This window comes from Rugamonas sp. FW305-51 (assembly GCF_058786935.1).
In genome coordinates this window covers 138,869-156,375 of sequence record NZ_JBYSZG010000003.1, presented here as the reverse complement: position 1 = coordinate 156,375, position 17,507 = coordinate 138,869, and the positions used below count along the sequence as shown (strand labels likewise).

The following is a 17,507-nucleotide window of genomic DNA, read 5'->3' as shown; positions in this document are numbered from 1 at the left end:
AAGCAGCATGCGTTTCAGCGATATCCGTATCCGGGCGCGGGTCAGCATCGGTTACGCGATCCTGATCCTGCTGATGATAGGCGTGATCCTGGTCGGCGTGAGCCGCATCTACGCCATCCGCGCCGAGAGCGACCATATCCTCAGCCAGGACTGGGCCGCCGCCTCGGCTATCGGCATTATCGACTCCCAGTCGCGCGAGGCCGCCACCCGCGTTGTCACCCTGATCATCCAGACCAACAGGCTACAGCGCGTCGACAGCTATGCCCGCATCGACCAGATCAAGCGCGAGATCGACGGCCAGCTGGAGCGGCTGGCCGTGCTCGACGCCACCGCGGAGGAGCGGCGCCAGATCGAGCGCGTCAAACAGGCGCGCGCCGCCTATTATCAATCCTTCATTGCCGTGGCCGACCTGGTGGAGGGCGGTCGGCACGATGCGGCCGAAGACAAGATGAACAGCATGGCGCTGCCGGCCCTGAATGCACTGCTGGACGAGATCAAGGTGCTGGACCGGTTGCAGCAAGGCCAGGTGATGGCCAGCGCCGACCGCGCGCGGGCCGACATCAACCGCTCGCTCACCATCATGTCGCTGATGGGCGTGGCGGCCGTGCTGGTGGGGATAGGCTTCGCCATTTCGGCCCGTTCCATCACCCGCCCGCTGGACGAGGCGATCGCCATCGCCACCCGGGTCGGGCAAGGCGACCTCAGTTCCGTGATCGAAATCACCTCGCGCGACGAGACGGGCGAACTGCTGCAGGCGCTCAAGCACATGACGGCCAGCCTGGCCGCCGAGCAGGAGCTGCGGCGCGCCGTGACGGCGGCCGAGGATGCGACCAAGATGAAGTCCGACTTCCTGGCCAACATGTCGCACGAGATCCGCACGCCGATGAACGGCATCATCGGCATGACTCACCTGGCGCTGCAGACCGACCTCACGCCCAAGCAGCGCAACTACCTGGAAAAGGTGGAGTCGGCGTCCAGGAACCTGCTGGGCATCATCAACGACATCCTCGATTTTTCCAAGATCGAAGCGGGCAAGCTGGCCTTCGAGCGGGTCGACTTCTTCCTGGAAGACGTGATGGGCAACATTGCCGACCTGTCCATGATGCGGGCGCAGGAAAAGGGCCTGGAGCTGCTGTTCGACGTGGCGCCGGACGTGCCGCACGCGCTGGTGGGCGACCCGCTGCGCTTCGGCCAGGTGCTGATCAACCTGACCAACAACGCCATCAAGTTCACCGAGCAGGGCGAGATCGTGGTGACGATCCGCGTGCAGGAGCGCAGCGATGAACAGGTCATGCTGCGGGTGGACGTGCGCGACACGGGACCTGGTCTGACGCCGGACCAGCAGGCGCGCCTGTTCCAGGCCTTCACCCAGGCCGATACCTCCACCACGCGCCACCATGGCGGCACGGGGCTGGGCCTGACCATCAGCAAGCGGCTGGTGGAAATGATGGACGGCCAGATCGGGCTCGAAAGCCAGCCCGGCGTGGGCAGCAATTTCCACTTCACGGCCCGTTTTGGCGTGGGTGTCGAGGCCGAACAGGCGCCGCTGCCCGACATCAGCGGCCTGCGGGTGCTGGTGGTGGACGACAACGCCAGCGCGCGCGAAATCTTCCTCGGCATGCTGGGCTCCATGAAGTTCGACGCCGCGGCCGCCGACAGCGGCGCGCGCGCGGTGCAGGCGGTGGCGCAGGCGCGCGAGCAGGGCCGCCCGTTCCGCGTGGTGCTGATGGACTGGCAGATGCCGGGCATGAACGGCATCGCCGCCGTCAAGGCGATCCGCGCCGAGGCCGAGGCGGCCGGCGCGGCGCCGCCGGCCATGGTGATGGTCAGCGCCTACAGCCGCGACGCGCTGCTCGACGAGCTGCGCGATCTGACGGTGGAGGCAACGCTGAGCAAGCCGGTCAGCGCCTCGACCCTGCTCGATTCGATTTCCACCGTGTTCGGCCAGGACCTGCGGCGCTGTCGCAAGGCGCGCCGCGACGAGAGCTACCGCCAGGCCGAGCAGGCCGTGCGCGGGGCCTGGCTGCTGCTGGTCGAGGACAATGAGGTGAACCAGGAAGTGGCGCAGCAGATCCTCAGCGATGCCGGCGTGCGGGTCGATATCGCCGCCAACGGCGCCATGGCGCTGGCCAAGGTCGCCGTCAACGATTACGACGGCGTGCTGATGGACTGCCAGATGCCGGTGATGGACGGCTACGACGCCACCCGCAAGCTGCGCGAGGACGCGCGCCACGCGGCGCTGCCTGTGATCGCCATGACGGCCAACGCCATGGTGGGCGACAAGGAAAAATGCCTGGCCGCCGGGATGAACGATTTCATCGCCAAGCCGATCGATGTGGCCCAGCTGTTCACGACGCTGGCGCGCTGGGTCAAGCCGCGCCACCCGGCGCCGGCCGCGCCGCAACCGCCGCAGCAGGTCGCGCAGGAGGCGGGCCAGGAGGCCGGGCAGGAGCGGCCATTGCCCGCCATCGCCGGCCTGAAAATGGAAGCGGCGCTGCAGCGTGTGGGCGGCAACGCGGCCCTGATGCGCAAGCTGTTGAGCCGTTTCGTCGAAACCCAGATCGACGCCATGCAGCGCATCGCTGAGGCGATGGACAACAACGACCTCGCGGCGGCCACGCGCGAAGCGCACACCGTCAAGGGCCTGGCCGGCAACATCGGCGCCGTGGCGCTGGCCGATGCGGCGGCCCGGGTGGAGCAGATACTGGCCCAGGGCGCGGCGCAAGGGCGTGACGAAGCCATAGCCGCCATGGGGCAGGAACTGGGCGAGCTGGTGGCACGGGTGTCGATGGCGTTGCGCAGCACGGCGGCCCCGTCGCAGCCGGCGGCGCCATCCTCCGCGGCGCCGGCCGATCCGGCCGCGCTGGCCGGCGGGGTGCGCGACATGGCGCGCCTGCTGGCGCAGGACGATGCGGCTGCCGTCAAGCTGCTCGACCAGATTTGCCCCATGCTGGCGGCGGCCGGGCAGGGCGAGCCGGCGCGCCAGCTACGCCGCCTGCTGGCGCAGTACGATTTCGAGGGGGCGCTGGACGAGTTGCGCGAGGCGGCGACGGCATTGCACATAACGCTATAAAATACGGTATTCGCCGAGGAAGATGATGACCCCATTGCAAGCCAAGCCGACCATCCTGGTGGTGGACGACACCCCGGACAACATCGACCTGCTGTGCGCCGTGCTGGAACACGATTACCGCACCAAGATCGCCGTCAACGGCGAGCGCGCGCTCAAGATCGCCCGGGGCGAGGCCAAGCCGGACCTGATCCTGCTCGACATCATGATGCCGGGCATGAGCGGCTACGACGTCTGCAAGGAACTCAAGGCCGATCCGGCCACGCGCGACATTCCCGTCATCTTCGTCACCGCCATGAGCGAGGTGGCCGACGAGCAGCTGGGCCTGAGCCTGGGCGCGGTGGACTACATCACCAAGCCCGTCTCGGCCCCCATCGTGCTGGCCCGCATCAAGACCCAGCTGTCGATGAAGCGGGTCCAAGACTTCCTGCGCGACCAGAACCAGTTCCTGATAACGGAAGTGGAGCTGCGCACGCGCGAGATCGTGGCGCTGCAGGACGTGACCATCCACACCATGGCGTCGCTGGCCGAAACGCGCGACAGCGAGACGGGCAACCATATCCGCCGCACGGCGCACTACGTCAAGACACTGGCCGAAAAGCTGCGTACCCATCCCCGCTTTGCCGCCTTCCTGACCGACGAAACGATAGAAATGCTGTTCAAGTCGGCGCCGCTGCATGATATCGGCAAGGTCGGCATCCCCGACCGCATCCTGCTCAAGCCGGGCCGTTTCGAGCCGTACGAGATGGAGATCATGAAGACCCACACCACGCTGGGGCGCGACGCCATCATGGCGGCCGAGCGCGAGCTGGGCGTGGAGGTCGGGTTCCTCAAGTACGCCAAGGAGATCGCCTACGGCCACCAGGAAAAATGGGACGGCAGCGGCTATCCGCAGGGGCTGGCCGGCGACGCCATCCCCATCTCGGCGCGGCTGATGGCGGTGGCCGACGTGTATGATGCGCTGATCAGCCGCCGCGTCTACAAGGAAGGCATGAGCCACGAGCAGGCCGTCGCCATTATCACGGCCGGCCGCGGCCAGCACTTCGACCCGGACATGGTGGATGCCTTCCTGGCGCTGCAGGACGAATTCATCGCCATCGCCAGGCGCTATGCCGACAGCGACCAGGACATGGCGCACAAGCGCGAAAAATTGGAATTGTTTACGAAAGCCGCAGATGCAACTTGATGCAGACACGCTGGGTTTTGCGGCGGCCAGCTGCACCACCTTTTCCTTCGTCCCACAGGTCATGCTGGTGTGGCGCGAGCGCGCCGCCACCGGCGTTTCCACCGGCATGTACCTGATCTTCAGCCTGGGCGTGCTGCTGTGGCTGTTCTATGGCGTGGCCACGGATGCGCTGCCCGTGATTATTGCCAATGCCGTGACCTTGACGCTGGCGCTCAGCGTACTGGCCATGAAGTGGTATTTCGAGCGTTCCACTCCGCAGGGCGGGAGCGCCTGAGCACCAACCTCTGGCGCCGCCGCGTTGACCACGTGGCGCCATGGTTGCCGCACCCGCACCCGCATCCGCGCACCCGCACGCGCCCGCGCGTGCCGTCAGCTCACCGTCTTAAAGAATCGCATCATTTCCCGGCTCGCGTCCGGTCCCTTGCCGTCCGTGTAGCTGCCTTGCGCGCTGCCGCCCGACCAGGCGTGGCCTGCACCGTGCACCACCCAATGCTCGACCACGGGTTTGCCGTCCTGGCCGTGGTGCGTGGTCTGCGTGTAGCGGTGGCCGTTCGGCACGCTGCCCGACTGCACGGATGGCACGCTGGCCGATGCGTGGCCGTTCAGGCGCTGCGCCGTCACCGCCTCGCCGTTGCGCGGATGGACGGTGGTGTCGCGGTCGCCGTGGAAGACGATGATGGGCAGGCTGCCGCCGGCGGGCGCCTTGTGCGCGCCGGCGCCGCGCTTCATGGCGCTCAGCGCCGACGGCAGGTCTTGCGCCGACGCATAGGGCAGGCCGGAATGCACGCCGACCGCCGCGAATACGTCCGGGTACAACGTGCCGACGATGATGGCCATGGCGCCGCCGGCCGACAGGCCGGCCACATACACTTCCTTTTCCGGCACGCGATAGTCGCGCTTGATTTGCTCGGCGATGCCGGCGATCAGCGACGGTTCGCCCTGGCCGCGCTGCTGGTCGATGGCATTGAACCAGTTCCAGCACTTGGCGTTGTTGGCCTGCTTGGTCTGTTCTGGATAGACCACCAGGCAGTGGCGTTCCTCGGCCACCTGGTTCATGCGGGTGCCGGCCGCGAAATCGTCGGGGTTCTGGGTGCAGCCGTGCAGCATCACCAGCAGCGGCATGGGCTGGCCGCAGTAGCTGGACGGGATGTACAGCTTGTATTTGCGCTCGCCCGCGTGGTTGGCGTAGCTGCCCGTGATGAACTGGGCGCCTGCCGGCAGTTCGGCCGGCTCCGCGCGGGGCGCGTCGTAGCCGGGCAGGTCGAGGGCAGACAGGTCCAGATGGGGCAGGTTGAGGTTGGCGAGGTCGAACTTCGGCATCTCGAAGTTCTTCAGCCCTGCCGGCAGGACGCCGTCCATGCCGGCCTGGATCTCGACCGCGATGCCCATGCGGTTGAGCAGGTCCTGCGCGTATTCGATAGGCTGGGTGGCCGGATCGGGCCCGGCGCCGGCGGGGCGGGTGGGCCGGTCTTGCGGCTGTTGCGGGGCCGCCCTGGCGGCGGCTTCCTGCGCGTCATGGGTATCGACGCAGACAGCGTCTTCCACCTCCACATGTTGACGGTGCGCGGCGGGAGCGTCCGCCGTTTTCGCGGGCGGCGGGTTGATGTCGTGCAGCGGGGCGGGGCGCGGTGCGCCGCGCAGGCTGCCCAGCGCCTGCTGGATTATCGCTGTGGCGGCGGCCGGACCCTTGGTCACCAGTTTATGGGTTGCCGCGCGCATGTGCGCCAGCAGTGAGGAATCGAATTTCATAAGCCGTCCTTCAACGAAGCTGCGCCGTGCCGGACAGCTTGCCCGACTGGCGCGTTAGTGAATTCGCCCGGCAAGGGCGGTCTTGACCATGGTGCTCGCGTGCAGCGCACCGAGCACAAAAATCGATTCGATCGTCGCCAGCGCCAGCTCCACCGACACGTCGCTGGCGATGCTGGCCAGCCCCAGTACCTGGATCTGCAGGCGCTGGCCGGCGGCCTGGATCGCTTCCAGGTCGGCGCGCGAATAATGCTGCATGCCCAGTACCAGGCTTTTGCGCGCCACCGTCTGCTTGACCACGTCCGCGTGCGCATTGAGCTGGTTGCGGATCGCCGTGCGTATCAGGTCCGTGCGGTTCGAGTAGAACCCTTCCTGCACCAGCAAATCGATTTGTCCCAGGTCTATCGGTCCCAGATTGATGGTGATTTTTTCCGATTCGCTGGTTTTCAGCTTGAGTTCTTGCTTGGCCATAAGTCTCCGTCAGGCACATTCAGTATCTTGGTGGCATCTGGTAGCCATCCAAATACCATCTACATGGATGGTAGTATAGGCTCATGACGTGGCAGGTCAAGCGCGATTTGCTGCTTTGCGCTATGGTTAATGCCGTTCACACAATGCGAGGATCAACGTCATGGGCAAGATTATCGGGATCGACCACGTGCAGCTGGCCATGCCGGCCGGGGCCGAGGACCAGGCGCGCGCCTTCTACGGCGCCGTGCTGGGACTGGACGAGCTACCCAAGCCGGCCAAGCTGGCCGTGCGCGGCGGCGTGTGGTTCGCCTGCGGCGCGCTGCAGCTGCACCTGGGCGCGGAAGCCGGCTTCCAACCCGCGCGCAAGGCCCATCCGGCGCTGCTGGTGGATGACCTGGCGGCCTATCTGGCCCAGCTGCAGGCACGGGGACTGGCGGCCGATTACGACGAGCCGCTGGAGGACGCCCGCCGCTCCACCATCGCCGACCCGTTCGGCAACCGCATCGAACTGATCGAGCGGCTGCGCTGAGGGCGCGCCGGTTTCACGGCATAATGGGCGCATTCTTCGACTCCGATATTGCACCATGAATCCAGCAACGCCATCCGCCGACCAACTCTTGCCCGAACTGGCCACGCCGGTGCCTTCGCCCTGCGTCAGCCTGTGCAAGATGAGCCCCGAGACCGGCTATTGCCTCGGCTGCATGCGCACCATCGAAGAAATCATCGCCTGGTCCAAGTCGGACGACACGTACAAGCGCGGCGTGTGGGCGGAAATCCGGCGCCGCGAAGCGCTGATCGACTTTTAAGGGAAGGCGGCAGGCATGCATGGATTGCCCGATTCAATACAGGTGTTCGAGCGCGGTTGGCTCTCGTCCAACAACATCCTGCTGCTGGGGCGCCATGACACGGCCCTGATTGACAGCGGGTACCTGATCCATGCGCCGCAGACGCTGGCGCTGGTGCGCCATGCCCTGCACGGGCGGCGGCTCGACAAGCTGATCAACACCCACCTGCATTCCGACCATTGCGGCGGCAACGCCATCCTGCAGGCCCATTACGGCTGCAGCACGGCCATCCCGGCGGCGGAAGCGGACAAGGTGCGGCACTGGGACGTGGAGGCGCTCAGCTTCAAGGCCACGGGCCAGCAGTGCGAACGCTTCAGTTTCGACAGCACCGTGGCCTGCGGCGACGTGCTCACGCTGGCCGACATGGAGTGGCAGGCCCTGGGCGCGCCCGGCCACGATCCCCACTCGCTGATCTTCTACTGCCCCGAGCACCGCGTGCTGGCGTCGGCCGATGCGCTGTGGGAGAACGGCTTCGGCGTCATCTTCCCGGAGCTGGAGGGCGCATCCGGTTTCGCCGAGGAGCGCGCCACGCTGGACCTGATCGCGGGGCTGGACGTGCGGCTGGTCATCCCCGGCCACGGCGCGCCGTTCACGGACGTGCAAGGCGCGCTGGCGCGGGCCAGGTCGCGGCTCGATTACCTGGAGGCCGATCCGGTGCGCAACGCGCAGAACGCGATCAAGGTGCTGCTCAAGTTCCTGTTGCTGGAGCGGCAGCGCATCGCCCTGGCCGACGTGCCCCGCATGCTGCTGGCCATGCCCGTCTTCGCCACCGCCAACTCGCGCTACCTGGGCCAGACGCCGGAAGCGCTGGCGCAATGGGCCGTGGGCCAGCTGGTCAAGGCTGGTGCGGCGCACATCGAGAGTGAGTACTTGCTCAACGAATAGGCGCCGGGAGCGTTGGCGCATCCCGTCCATTCTTCGCACGGTCGTTCGTTTTGCGGTCTATAATCGTCCGATAGCAGTTCCCATCCACTTCCGTCAGCGAGCTCGATATGGCCTTGCCAGCAGTGTTGCAGAACCTCACCCTCCCCGTCATTGCCTCCCCCATGTTCATCGCCAGCGGCCCGGCCCTGGTGGCGGCCCAGTGCAAGGCCGGCATCGTCGGCTCCTTCCCCGCCCTCAACGCCCGTCCGGCCGAGCTGCTCGACACCTGGCTGACGGAGCTGCAGGCCGAGCTGGCCGAATTCCAGCGCGCCCACCCGGAGCAGCGGGTGGGCCCGATCGCCGTCAACCAGATCGTGCACCAGTCCAACGACCGGCTGGCGCATGACGTGGAGGTGTGCGTCAAGCACCAGATCCCCATCATCATTTCGTCGCTGCGGGCGCCGCCCAAGGAAATGCTGGATGCCATCCACAGCTACGGCGGCATCGTGCTGCATGACGTGATCTCGATCCGCCACGCGCAAAAGGCGCTGGAGGCGGGCGTCGATGGCCTGATCCTGGTGGCCAGCGGGGCCGGCGGCCATGCCGGCACGCTGTCGCCGTTCGCGCTGGTGGGCGAGGTGCGCAAGTTCTTCTCCGGGCCCATCGCGCTGTCGGGCTCCATCGCCACCGGCGACGCCATCCTGGCCGCGCAGGCCATGGGCGCCGATTTCGCCTACATCGGCTCGCGCTGGCTGGCCACCAAGGAGTCCAATGTGGGCGACGGCTACCGCGACGCCATCGTGGAGTCGTCGGCCGCGGATATCGTTTATACCAATCTGTTCACGGGTGTACACGGCAACTACCTGAAGAAATCCATCGTCGCCGCCGGGCTGGACCCGGAAGCGCTGCCGCAGGCCGACAAGAGCGCGATGAACTTCGGTTCCGGCAGTGCCAAGGCGTGGCGCGATATCTGGGGCGCCGGCCAGGGCGTGGGGCTGATGCACGACGTGCCCACCACGGCCGAGATGGTGGCGCGCCTGAAGCGCGAATATGACGCGGCGCGGGCGCGCCTGAGTCTCTGATTGGTGTCGTCGGGGCGGCGCTTGCCGCACAGTGCGCGGCCCCGGTAGCGCGACCGGCGGGGACGTGAGCGGCCGGCGGCCGTGTTCTTCCGCCCGTCAGCTGCCCAGGCGCGTTGGCCGCGCCTTGCCGCTGGCTGCTGCTGCTTTTTTCGGCCTGGCCTTGGGTTGCGCCTGCTTGCGCAGGGCGGCCGCCATGCCCAGCCTGGCCCAGCGCAGCATGGCGCCGGCATCGTCCATGGCCTCATCGGGCACCCGGTAGTAGCGCAGCGCACAGGCTTCGCCCTGCTTCTGGTAGGTGAACGGCGGGCAGTGCGCGGCGTGGAACTGGGCTTCGTTCTCGTCGTCGCCCTTGAAGTACAGGCAGTCGTCGTCGATGATGGCGCAAAACAGCTCGTCGATGTAAATCCCCACGCCACCGAACATGCGCTTGCTGCGCACCGTGCCCAGCGGCGCCAGCACGTCGGCCAGATAGGCGAGAAAGTCAGGCGATACCATGGTCAGCTTCCGTCGATAAGGTTGATCCGGGCTTTACTGCGGATGACGGATATCGTAGCGCGCAAAGTGCTGCCACGTGCCGTCCGGCTTGGCCGCTTCGATCACGAGAGTCCAGGATGCCGTGTCCGCGTGGTAGCTCAGCGTGTCGTGGAACGGGGCGCTGGCGTACGGGAAGGTGAACTCGATGGTGTTGTCCTTGATGCTGCCCGTTGCGTGAGGGACCGAAGCTCGGGCGCCGAAAATGTCCATCCAGTGCGCGATGACGGACTGGCTCTTCTGGTCGTAACCGATGAAGACGCGCGCCTCGTATCTGGCCGGCAGCTGCACATCCTTCATGTGCATTTCCGTGAACGTGCCGTTCAGGGTCGGCGTGGCGGCCATGTTGTACTGCACGGGCTTGCCCATGACGTCGCCCGTCATGACCCAGTTGCCGTCCAGGGCTTGCAGCAGGGCGGGGCGGTTGTCGGGGGGGCGCGGTGCTTCGGCAGCGCGCACGCCTCCGGTTGCCAGCAGTGTGAAAAACAGGAGGGTGGAGGAAATCCGCATCGGTAAGGTCCAGGAATCGGCTGGTTGGAATGGCACGTCGTTCAGAAATCGATCTGGTGCAGACGATATGGCAAGATGGACTATTTGGCAAACAGGATTTCCGCTCACGGCTGCTCCAGCCACTTGCGCGCCGTGGCGATGACCTGTTCGGACAGGCGGCGCGTGAGCGGGGTCTGGATATCCCAGGCGTGCCACAGCAGCGGCACGTCCAGGCTGGCGCCGGGCGCCAGTTCGACCAGCGTGCCCGCCCGCAGGGCGGCCTCGCATTGCAGCGTGGGCAGCATGCCGTAGGCGTAGCCGGCCTCCAGGAAGCGCACGAATCCTTCCGAACTCGATAGCGCATGGTGCGGGTAGCGTACCGGCTGGCCGAACTGGCGGCCAAAGAACTGGTCCAGCAGCGTATCCTTGCGGTCGAACACCAGCGCCGGCGCCTGGCGCACCGCTTCCAGCGTAAAACCATCGGGGAACCAGCGCTGCGCGAACGCGGGCGCGGCCACGCACAGGTAGCGCATCGCGCCCAGCGGTGTGACTGTGGTGCCGGCCACCCGCGTGGCCTCGCTGGTGACGCAGGCGAACACGCGGCCTTCCCGCAACTGGCTCAGCGTGTGGTCCTGGTCGTCGATGCGGATGCGCAGCAGGCAGGCATCGGACAGCAGCAGCGGCGCCACCGCCTCCTGCAGCCAGGTGGCGGCGCTGTCGGCGTTGACGGCGATGGCGATCTCGGGCCGCTCGTCCGGCTGGCCGGGGCGCTGCTTGAGGGCCGCTTCCAGCAGCCGCACCTGGCGGTAGTGGGCGATCAGGCGCTGGCCGGCCTCCGTCGCTTGCGGGGGCTGGGTGCGCACCACCAGCAGTTCGCCCGCATCGTTCTCCAGCAAGCGCAGGCGCTGCGACACGGCCGACTGGGTGATCGACAGAGCCACGGCCGCCTTGTCGAAACTGCCATGCTCGATCACGGCATCGAGGGCGGCCAGGCCGCGATAGTCCACTGCGCTCATTAGTTTCTCTAATGTTTATCCAATATTATTAATTATACTTATCTGGAGCCCGGCCGTAAGCTGGCAGCCTGTTCAAGCAATGAATAAGGAACCAGCATGGAAGCGGCGGCATTTTTGAAGGGATTGGGACTGGGCGGCGGCCTGATCGTGGCGATTGGATCGCAGAACGCCTATTTGTTGCGGCAGGCCCTCAAGCGCGAGTTCGTGCTCAGCTGCATCGCGATTTGCGTCCTGTGCGACATGGTGCTGATCGCGGCCGGGGTAGCGGGCATGGGGCAGTTGATCAGCGGCACGCCGGCCCTGCTGCTATGGCTGAAGATAGGTGGCGCCGCCTTCCTGCTGGCCTATGGCTGGCGTGCGGCCCGCTCCGCGCTGCGGCCGGCCGCGCTGGTGGCGGGCGACGCGGCCACAGTGTCCAGCCATGGCGCGGTGGTGGCGGCCATGCTGGCCTTCAGCCTGCTCAATCCCCACGTCTACCTCGACACGGTGATACTGCTCGGCTCCATCGGTGGCCAGCAGGCGGGCAATGGCCGGCTGTATTTCGCGGCTGGCGCAATGGCGGCCTCGCTGGCCTGGTTCAGTGGATTGGGATTCGGCGCGCGCTACCTGGCCCCCATGTTCGCCCGGCCGCGCGCCTGGCAAGTGCTGGACGGCGTGATCGCGGTGGTGATGTGGGCCATCGCCGCCTCGTTGTTCATCTGAGGAGCTGAGGCCGTCCGAAAAATGGGGACGCAAAAAATGGGGACGTACCCCAATATTAGATTCGGAAAGGGGCTGTAACAATAAAGGGGTACGTCCCCATTTTTAAAAAGGGGTACGTCCCCATTTTTTCCGTCCCCTTTTTCCAGGGGCGTAGCTGCGTTGTCTGGCGGGGTGGCCTCAGGCTTCGCTGTCGGTCTTGATGGCCCACAGGCCGGGCAGGTTGCGCCAGTAGCCGTAGGCGTCCATGCCGAAACCCACCACGAAACGGTTCGGGATGGTGATGCCGACGATGTCGGCCTTGCATGGCTTGGCCTTGCCGATTGCCTTGTCGGCGAAGACGGCCAGGATCACTTCGGCCGCGCCCATGTCCAGCAGGCGCTGCTTGACGTGGGCCAGCGTTTCACCTTCGTCGAGAATGTCGTCCAGTACGATGACGGTGCGGCCCGTCACGTTCGAGCGCGGCACCACTTTCCACACCACCTGGCCGCCCTGGTCCTCGTCGCCATAGCGGCTGACGTGGATGTAGTCGAATTCGAGCGGGAACGTCAGCTGCGGCAGCAGGTTGCCGGTGAAGACGACGGCGCCGCCCATCACGCCCAGCACCAGCGGGAATTCCTCGCAGCCGGGCGCGTTGAAACGCGCGTTGAGGGTGTCGGCCATGCGCGTGACGGCGGCATCGACGGTCTCTTTGTTGAACAGTTCTTCTGCCGTTTCCAGCAGGGCGCGCGCGCGGTTGTGGTGGAAGTCTTGCATGATCTTCTGGTTTTTCTAAAAACGGGTGAACAATCCCGCTATTATCCGCCATATCCCGCCGCCCCGGGGGCAGTTGGATTTACACCACAGCAATTGGCCCTATCGGTAATCGCGTATGTCGTCGATCACCTTGCCGTCGCTGGGCAGGCTGCCGCGCGCGGCAAAACACACTTCGCCCCGCAGCTTGGTCAGGTCGCGGATCGAGTCGACGACGGCGGCGCCCAGGCTGGCGCTGGCGCCCTGCGGATCGTCCACTTCGCAGTGCAGCGTCATCACGTCCTGCGCCATGTGGCCCGACACCACCAGCCGCGCCTTGAGGATCTGCGGATGGCGGCGCGCAATGTCGTGCACCTGCGAGGGATGGACGAACATGGCGCGCACCTTGGTGGCCTGGTCGGCCCGCCCCAGCCAGCCGCGGATGCGGGTGTTGGTGCGCGCGCCCACGGCCGGCGCGTACGCCAGTTCGGCCGACAGGTCGCCCGTGGCGAAGCGGATCAGCGGATAGTCGTGGTTGAACAGGGTGACCAGCACTTCGCCGATCTCGCCCGGCGCCACCGGCTCGCCGCTGCCGGGACGGACGATCTCCAGTATCACTTCCTCGTCCAGCACCATGCCCGGATCGAGCACGCCGGCGCTGGCCGTTTCATACGCGATGCTGCCGATGTCGGCCGAAGCGTAGGTCTGGAACACGTGCGGCACGCCATTCTGGGCGAACCAGCTGCGCAGCGATTCGGGCAGCGCTTCGGCGCCCATCATGGCCTGGTGCACGCTGGAGATGTCGGCCCCCATTTCGCGTGCCTTTTCGATGATGATCTTCAGGAACGACGGGGTGCCGATGTAGGTGTCGGGCCGCAGTTCGGCCATCGCCTGCACCTGCATTTCCGTCTGCCCGGCGCCGGCCGGGATCACGGCGCAGCCGATGCGGGCCGCGCCGCCTTCGACCATGAAGGCGGCCGGCGTGAAATGGTAGGAGAAGCAGTTCTGTATCAGCCCGCCCGGCCGCACGCCGGCCGCGTACATGGGGCGCGAGAAGCGCCACCAGTCCTGGCCCCGGCCTTCGGGGTCGAAGATGGGGCCGGGCGACATGTAGACGCGCGCCAGCTGGCCGGCCGGGGTGGCATTGAGGCCGCCGAACGGCGCGATCTGGCGCTGCAGTTCCTTCAGGCCGGACTTGCGCGTGACGGGCAGCTGGGCCAGCGCGGCGCGGCTGGCGACGTCGCCGGCCTGCACTCCGTGCAGGATGCGCGCCCAGCCGGGCGTGCCCTGGGCCCGCGCCACCAGGCGTGGCAGGCGCTGCATCAGGTCGCGTTCGCGCAGGGCGGGGTCGCGCGTTTCCAGGCTGTCGAGCGTATCGGCCATGGTGTGATCCTTGTGTTGTATCGGTTGGACGGGAAGGGCGTCAGGCCAGCCAGCGCTTGCGGCGGCGGTAGAATTTCATGTCGCGGAAGCTCTTGCGCCCGGTGCCGGATACGCCCAGGTAGAACTCCTTGACGTCCTCGTTGCTGGCCAGGTCGGCGGCCGCGCCTTCCATCACCACCCGGCCGTTTTCCAGGATGTAGCCGAAATCGGCGTAGCGCAGCGCCACGCTGGTGTTCTGCTCGGCCAGCAGGAAGGACACGTTCTCCTTCTGGTTCAGGTCCTTGACGATGCCGAAGATCTCGTCGACGATCTGCGGCGCGATGCCCATCGACGGTTCGTCCAGCAGGATCATGGACGGCTTGGCCATCAGCGCGCGGCCGATGGCGCACATCTGCTGCTCGCCGCCGGAGGTGTAGCCGGCCTGGCTGGTGCGCCGCTCCTTCAGGCGCGGGAAGTAGTGGTAGACCTTCTCCAGCGCTTCCTTGAGCTGGGCGCGCGAAATGCGGCGGGTGTAGGCGCCCGTCAGCAGGTTCTCCTCGATGGTCAGGTGGCCGAAGCAGTGGCGGCCCTCCATCACCTGCGACAGGCCGCGCTTGACCAGTTCATTGGGTGTGAGCTGGTCCACCCGCTCGCCCTTGAACTGGACTTCGCCCTTGGTGACGTCGCCGCGCTCACCGCGCAGCAGCGTGGAAATGGTTTTCAGTGTGGTCGACTTGCCGGCGCCGTTGGCGCCCAGCAGGGCCACGATCTTCCCTTGCGGGACTTGCAGCGATACGCCCTTGAGCACCAGGATCACGTGGTCGTAGATGACCTCGATGTTGTTGACCGACAGGTAGGGCTGGCTCGTTACAGGTACGGGTGCGGCTGCGGCGGCTGTGTGCATGATCGTTCTTCACAGGTTAAAAAAAGGTGCGGGGAGGAGGAGGGGACTCCCCGCACCAGGGCGCGTGATCGCTATGGCAATGGCTACTTCGCGCAGGCTGGCGTTATTTTTTTCTCGGTGGCGTAGGCGTTGGACGAATCCTCCAGCAGCTTGCGGGTCAGCGCCTTGTCGCCCACCACCCAGTTCGGCGTGATGGCGTTCCATTTCTTGCCGTCCCACTGCTGGACCTTGACGGCGCCCGAGCCTTCATGGTCGTCGCAGCTGGTCTTCACCACCGGCAGCATGCCGTAGGCGCCGATGGCCTTCTGGCGCGCCTCGTCCACGTTCAGGTGCTCCAGGCCCCAGCGCAGCTGTTCGCCGGTCACGGCCTTGCCCTTGCCGAACTTGTCCTGCGCGGCGCGTATCGCTTCCACCCACAGGATGGCGGCCGTCACGCCGCGCATGTGGTAGACCGAGCCGACGCGGTTGCGGTCGGCCAGGTTGCCCTTGCCGGCGTCGTACAGCTTCTTGTGGATCTCTTCCATCACCGGGTAGTTGCCGGGGGTGTTGAAGGTCATCGCGCTGTAGCCCTTGGCGGCGTCGCCGGCCGGTACGGTGTCCTCTTCGGAGCCGGCCCACCATACGCCCAGCATCTTCTCGCGCGGGAAGCCGTTGCGCTGCGCGGTCTTGATGGCGACCGAGTTCATCACGCCCCAGCCCCACAGGATCACGTAGTCGGGATTGGCCTGGCGGATCTGCAGCCACTGCGATTGCTGCTCGCTGCCCGGCGGCGGCACGGCGATCTTGATCAGCTCAAAGCCGTACTGCTTGGACAGCGCTTCCAGCACCGGCAACGGTTCCTTGCCGAAGGCCGAGTCGTGGTACAGGTGCACGATCTTCTTGCCCTTGAGCTTGTCCATGCCGCCGCTCTTGTCGCCCAGGTACTTGATCATGCCGGCGGCCTGGTTCCAGTAGCTGGTGATGAGCGGGAAGACGTAGGGGAAGACCTTGCCGTTGGCCGCGTCGGAGCGGCCGTAGCCCAGCATCGTCATGGGGATCTTGTCCTGCGCCAGCCGGTCCAGGATGCCGTAGGCGATGCCGGTCGACAGCGGCTCGACCATGGTGGCGCCGCCATTCTTGGTCTTCAGGCGCTCGTAGCATTCCACGCCGCGCGAGGGGTTGTATTCGGTCTCGCATTCTTCCCAGCTGATCTTGACGCCGTTCACGCCGCCGTTCATGTTGACCAGGTTGAAGTAGTCGATCACGCCGCCGTAGAAGCCGGAACCGCCGGCCGCATACGGCCCCACGCGATACGACGGCAGGGCGATGAACTGGTCGGCCCAGGCCGGAACAATGGCGCTGGCCGTCAGTGCGGCGCCCAGCACGAAGGCTTTGATGCATTTCATACTCGTCTCCTCGAAGTTACAGACCTCAGGTGGTACTGGTGTGGTGATGCCAGGGACCGCGTTCAGTGCGGGAACGGCCACAGACGCAGCTTCTCTTTACCGATTTGCCACAGACGCGCCAGGCCATGCGGCTCGACGATCAGGAAAAAGATGATCAGGGCGCCGAATGTCATCAGCTCCAGGTTGGACGCCACGCTGGTCGGAAGGGCCAGGCCGTGCGCCAGCACGTTGAGGAACACGGGCAGCAGCACGATGAAGGCGGCGCCCAGGAAGGAACCGAGCACGGAACCGACGCCGCCGATGATGATCATGAACAGGATGCGGAACGACAGGTCCAGGTTGTACGCTTCCGGCTCCACCGTGCCCAGGTAGGCAAAGGCGTACAGCGCGCCGGCCACGCCGCAGTAGAAGGAGCTGACGGCAAAAGCCAGCAGCTTGGTGCGCATCAGGCGAAAGCCGATCACCTCGGCCGCCACGTCCATGTCGCGCACCGCCATCCACGAGCGGCCCACGTTGGAGCGGATCATGTTCTTGGCCAGCAGCGCCATGAAGGCCACCACCGCCAGCACCAGCAGGTATTTGCTGGCCGGGGAGTCGAAGTCGTAGCCCAGGATGCTGATCTTCTGCGCCGTGATCACGCCCGAGCTGCTGTTGTTGGTCAGGTAGGGGATCTTGGTCAGGCACCACAGCACGAAGAACTGGGTGGCCAGCGTGGAGGCGGCTAGGTAGAAGCCGCGGATGCGCAGCGACGGCAGGCCGAAGGCGATGCCCACCACGGCCGCCGACAGCCCGCCCAGCACGAAGGCCAGCAGGATCGGCATGCCCGGCACGCGCAGCACGAAGTTGTAGGCGCCGAACGCGCCCACGGCCATGAAGGCGGCCGTGCCCAGCGACAGCTGGCCGGCGTAGCCGGTGAGGATGTTGAGCCCCAGCGCTGCCAGCGAGAAGATCAGGAACGGGATCAGGATGGCCGACAGCGCGTAGGGTGAGGCCAGCCACGGCGCCAGCAGCAGCGCCACCGCCAGCAGGGCCGCCAGCGCGACGCGGTCCTGGCGGATCGGGAAGATCTGGTTGTCAGCCTGGTAGCTGGTCTTGAATTGTCCGGCTTCGCGGTAGAACATGGAC

At 66.2% G+C, this 17,507-nt stretch carries 18 protein-coding genes; 8 read left to right on the top strand and 10 right to left on the bottom strand.

Translation table 11 applies throughout. The features are described from left to right. Positions 1–7: 7 nt before the first annotated feature. The 3 genes from AC3WOS_RS03265 to AC3WOS_RS03255 are packed head-to-tail and all read left to right on the top strand — an operon-like array spanning position 8 to position 4,530. Positions 8–3,073, top strand: a complete 3,066-nt coding sequence (locus AC3WOS_RS03265; RefSeq protein WP_492714396.1) for a response regulator — start codon at positions 8–10, stop codon at positions 3,071–3,073. Positions 3,074–3,098: 25 nt separating this feature from the next. Beyond that, positions 3,099–4,256: a response regulator gene (locus tag AC3WOS_RS03260; protein ID WP_492714395.1), complete on the top strand. Its 1,158-nt coding sequence runs from the start codon at positions 3,099–3,101 to the stop codon at positions 4,254–4,256. Then, positions 4,246–4,530, top strand: a complete 285-nt coding sequence (locus tag AC3WOS_RS03255; RefSeq protein WP_492714394.1) for a SemiSWEET transporter — start codon at positions 4,246–4,248, stop codon at positions 4,528–4,530. The genes AC3WOS_RS03260 and AC3WOS_RS03255 overlap by 11 nt, the downstream gene beginning before the upstream one ends. 95 nt (positions 4,531–4,625) lie before the next feature. On the opposite strand, the gene AC3WOS_RS03250 is transcribed toward AC3WOS_RS03255, so the two are convergent. Together AC3WOS_RS03250 and AC3WOS_RS03245 are read right to left on the bottom strand one after the other, a co-directional pair. Continuing rightward, on the bottom strand, positions 4,626–6,005 hold the full coding sequence (locus AC3WOS_RS03250) for an extracellular catalytic domain type 1 short-chain-length polyhydroxyalkanoate depolymerase (RefSeq protein WP_492714393.1): 1,380 nt from the start codon (positions 6,003–6,005) through the stop codon (positions 4,626–4,628). Positions 6,006–6,059: 54 nt separating this feature from the next. Then, positions 6,060–6,473, bottom strand: coding sequence for a CopG family transcriptional regulator (locus AC3WOS_RS03245; RefSeq protein ID WP_492714392.1), 414 nt, complete (start codon positions 6,471–6,473; stop codon positions 6,060–6,062). A 160-nt stretch (positions 6,474–6,633) separates the two neighbouring features. Between AC3WOS_RS03245 and AC3WOS_RS03240 the strand changes: the two genes are divergently transcribed. The 4 genes from AC3WOS_RS03240 (at position 6,634) to AC3WOS_RS03225 (ending at position 9,264) form a co-directional block, all read left to right on the top strand. Beyond that, a complete protein-coding gene (locus AC3WOS_RS03240) occupies positions 6,634–7,002 on the top strand; it encodes a VOC family protein (RefSeq protein ID WP_492714391.1) in 369 nt (122 codons plus the stop codon). Between the two features lie 55 nt (positions 7,003–7,057). Then, the gene (locus tag AC3WOS_RS03235) at positions 7,058–7,279 is read left to right on the top strand and encodes a DUF1289 domain-containing protein (RefSeq protein WP_492714390.1); all 222 of its coding nucleotides are present in this window, start codon (positions 7,058–7,060) and stop codon (positions 7,277–7,279) included. Between the two features lie 15 nt (positions 7,280–7,294). Then, positions 7,295–8,203, top strand: a complete 909-nt coding sequence (locus AC3WOS_RS03230) for an MBL fold metallo-hydrolase (RefSeq protein WP_492714389.1) — start codon at positions 7,295–7,297, stop codon at positions 8,201–8,203. A 107-nt stretch (positions 8,204–8,310) separates the two neighbouring features. Next, positions 8,311–9,264: an NAD(P)H-dependent flavin oxidoreductase gene (locus AC3WOS_RS03225; RefSeq protein ID WP_492714388.1), complete on the top strand. Its 954-nt coding sequence runs from the start codon at positions 8,311–8,313 to the stop codon at positions 9,262–9,264. 96 nt (positions 9,265–9,360) lie between these two features. Here AC3WOS_RS03225 and AC3WOS_RS03220 read toward each other — a convergent pair whose 3' ends face one another. From AC3WOS_RS03220 to AC3WOS_RS03210, 3 genes are all read right to left on the bottom strand, one after another. Beyond that, positions 9,361–9,759, bottom strand: coding sequence for a TfoX/Sxy family protein (locus tag AC3WOS_RS03220; RefSeq protein WP_492714387.1), 399 nt, complete (start codon positions 9,757–9,759; stop codon positions 9,361–9,363). A 33-nt stretch (positions 9,760–9,792) separates the two neighbouring features. Continuing rightward, positions 9,793–10,254, bottom strand: coding sequence for a DUF1579 family protein (locus AC3WOS_RS03215; RefSeq protein ID WP_492714386.1), 462 nt, complete (start codon positions 10,252–10,254; stop codon positions 9,793–9,795). A 155-nt stretch (positions 10,255–10,409) separates the two neighbouring features. Then, a complete protein-coding gene (locus tag AC3WOS_RS03210) occupies positions 10,410–11,300 on the bottom strand; it encodes a LysR family transcriptional regulator ArgP (protein ID WP_492714385.1) in 891 nt (296 codons plus the stop codon). 96 nt (positions 11,301–11,396) lie between these two features. Between AC3WOS_RS03210 and AC3WOS_RS03205 the strand changes: the two genes are divergently transcribed. Next, on the top strand, positions 11,397–12,002 hold the full coding sequence (locus AC3WOS_RS03205) for a LysE/ArgO family amino acid transporter (protein ID WP_492714384.1): 606 nt from the start codon (positions 11,397–11,399) through the stop codon (positions 12,000–12,002). A gap of 177 nt (positions 12,003–12,179) precedes the next feature. Here AC3WOS_RS03205 and AC3WOS_RS03200 read toward each other — a convergent pair whose 3' ends face one another. The 5 genes from AC3WOS_RS03200 to AC3WOS_RS03180 all read right to left on the bottom strand — a co-directional run bounded on the left by AC3WOS_RS03200 (position 12,180) and on the right by AC3WOS_RS03180 (position 17,503). Next, complete coding sequence (locus AC3WOS_RS03200; RefSeq protein ID WP_492714383.1) at positions 12,180–12,755, bottom strand: hypoxanthine-guanine phosphoribosyltransferase; 576 nt, start codon at positions 12,753–12,755, stop codon at positions 12,180–12,182. 99 nt (positions 12,756–12,854) lie between these two features. Further along, the gene (locus AC3WOS_RS03195) at positions 12,855–14,114 is read right to left on the bottom strand and encodes a phenylacetate--CoA ligase family protein (RefSeq protein ID WP_492714382.1); all 1,260 of its coding nucleotides are present in this window, start codon (positions 14,112–14,114) and stop codon (positions 12,855–12,857) included. A 40-nt stretch (positions 14,115–14,154) separates the two neighbouring features. Then, positions 14,155–14,997 (bottom strand): ABC transporter ATP-binding protein, encoded by an 843-nt coding sequence (locus AC3WOS_RS03190; RefSeq protein ID WP_492714381.1) that lies wholly within the window; start codon positions 14,995–14,997, stop codon positions 14,155–14,157. Between the two features lie 83 nt (positions 14,998–15,080). Next, positions 15,081–16,382, bottom strand: coding sequence for an ABC transporter substrate-binding protein (locus AC3WOS_RS03185; RefSeq protein WP_492714380.1), 1,302 nt, complete (start codon positions 16,380–16,382; stop codon positions 15,081–15,083). A 62-nt stretch (positions 16,383–16,444) separates the two neighbouring features. Beyond that, a complete protein-coding gene (locus tag AC3WOS_RS03180; protein WP_492714379.1) occupies positions 16,445–17,503 on the bottom strand; it encodes a branched-chain amino acid ABC transporter permease in 1,059 nt (352 codons plus the stop codon). Between the last annotated feature and the right edge of the window lie 4 nt (positions 17,504–17,507).

What these genes read in the sequence shown, in the direction of transcription:
- AC3WOS_RS03250 (WP_492714393.1), bottom strand. Translation starts at nt 6,005, where the DNA reads ATGAAATTCGATTCCTCACTGCTGGCGCACATGCGCGCGGCAACCCAT.
- AC3WOS_RS03190 (WP_492714381.1), bottom strand. Translation starts at nt 14,997, where the DNA reads ATGCACACAGCCGCCGCAGCCGCACCCGTACCTGTAACGAGCCAGCCC.
- AC3WOS_RS03185 (WP_492714380.1), bottom strand. Translation starts at nt 16,382, where the DNA reads ATGAAATGCATCAAAGCCTTCGTGCTGGGCGCCGCACTGACGGCCAGC.
- AC3WOS_RS03260 (WP_492714395.1), top strand. Translation starts at nt 3,099, where the DNA reads ATGACCCCATTGCAAGCCAAGCCGACCATCCTGGTGGTGGACGACACC.
- AC3WOS_RS03265 (WP_492714396.1), top strand. Translation starts at nt 8, where the DNA reads ATGCGTTTCAGCGATATCCGTATCCGGGCGCGGGTCAGCATCGGTTAC.
- AC3WOS_RS03245 (WP_492714392.1), bottom strand. Translation starts at nt 6,473, where the DNA reads ATGGCCAAGCAAGAACTCAAGCTGAAAACCAGCGAATCGGAAAAAATC.
- AC3WOS_RS03210 (WP_492714385.1), bottom strand. Translation starts at nt 11,300, where the DNA reads ATGAGCGCAGTGGACTATCGCGGCCTGGCCGCCCTCGATGCCGTGATC.
- AC3WOS_RS03225 (WP_492714388.1), top strand. Translation starts at nt 8,311, where the DNA reads ATGGCCTTGCCAGCAGTGTTGCAGAACCTCACCCTCCCCGTCATTGCC.
- AC3WOS_RS03220 (WP_492714387.1), bottom strand. Translation starts at nt 9,759, where the DNA reads ATGGTATCGCCTGACTTTCTCGCCTATCTGGCCGACGTGCTGGCGCCG.
- AC3WOS_RS03180 (WP_492714379.1), bottom strand. Translation starts at nt 17,503, where the DNA reads ATGTTCTACCGCGAAGCCGGACAATTCAAGACCAGCTACCAGGCTGAC.
- AC3WOS_RS03200 (WP_492714383.1), bottom strand. Translation starts at nt 12,755, where the DNA reads ATGCAAGACTTCCACCACAACCGCGCGCGCGCCCTGCTGGAAACGGCA.
- AC3WOS_RS03205 (WP_492714384.1), top strand. Translation starts at nt 11,397, where the DNA reads ATGGAAGCGGCGGCATTTTTGAAGGGATTGGGACTGGGCGGCGGCCTG.
- AC3WOS_RS03230 (WP_492714389.1), top strand. Translation starts at nt 7,295, where the DNA reads ATGCATGGATTGCCCGATTCAATACAGGTGTTCGAGCGCGGTTGGCTC.
- AC3WOS_RS03235 (WP_492714390.1), top strand. Translation starts at nt 7,058, where the DNA reads ATGAATCCAGCAACGCCATCCGCCGACCAACTCTTGCCCGAACTGGCC.
- AC3WOS_RS03240 (WP_492714391.1), top strand. Translation starts at nt 6,634, where the DNA reads ATGGGCAAGATTATCGGGATCGACCACGTGCAGCTGGCCATGCCGGCC.
- AC3WOS_RS03255 (WP_492714394.1), top strand. Translation starts at nt 4,246, where the DNA reads ATGCAACTTGATGCAGACACGCTGGGTTTTGCGGCGGCCAGCTGCACC.
- AC3WOS_RS03195 (WP_492714382.1), bottom strand. Translation starts at nt 14,114, where the DNA reads ATGGCCGATACGCTCGACAGCCTGGAAACGCGCGACCCCGCCCTGCGC.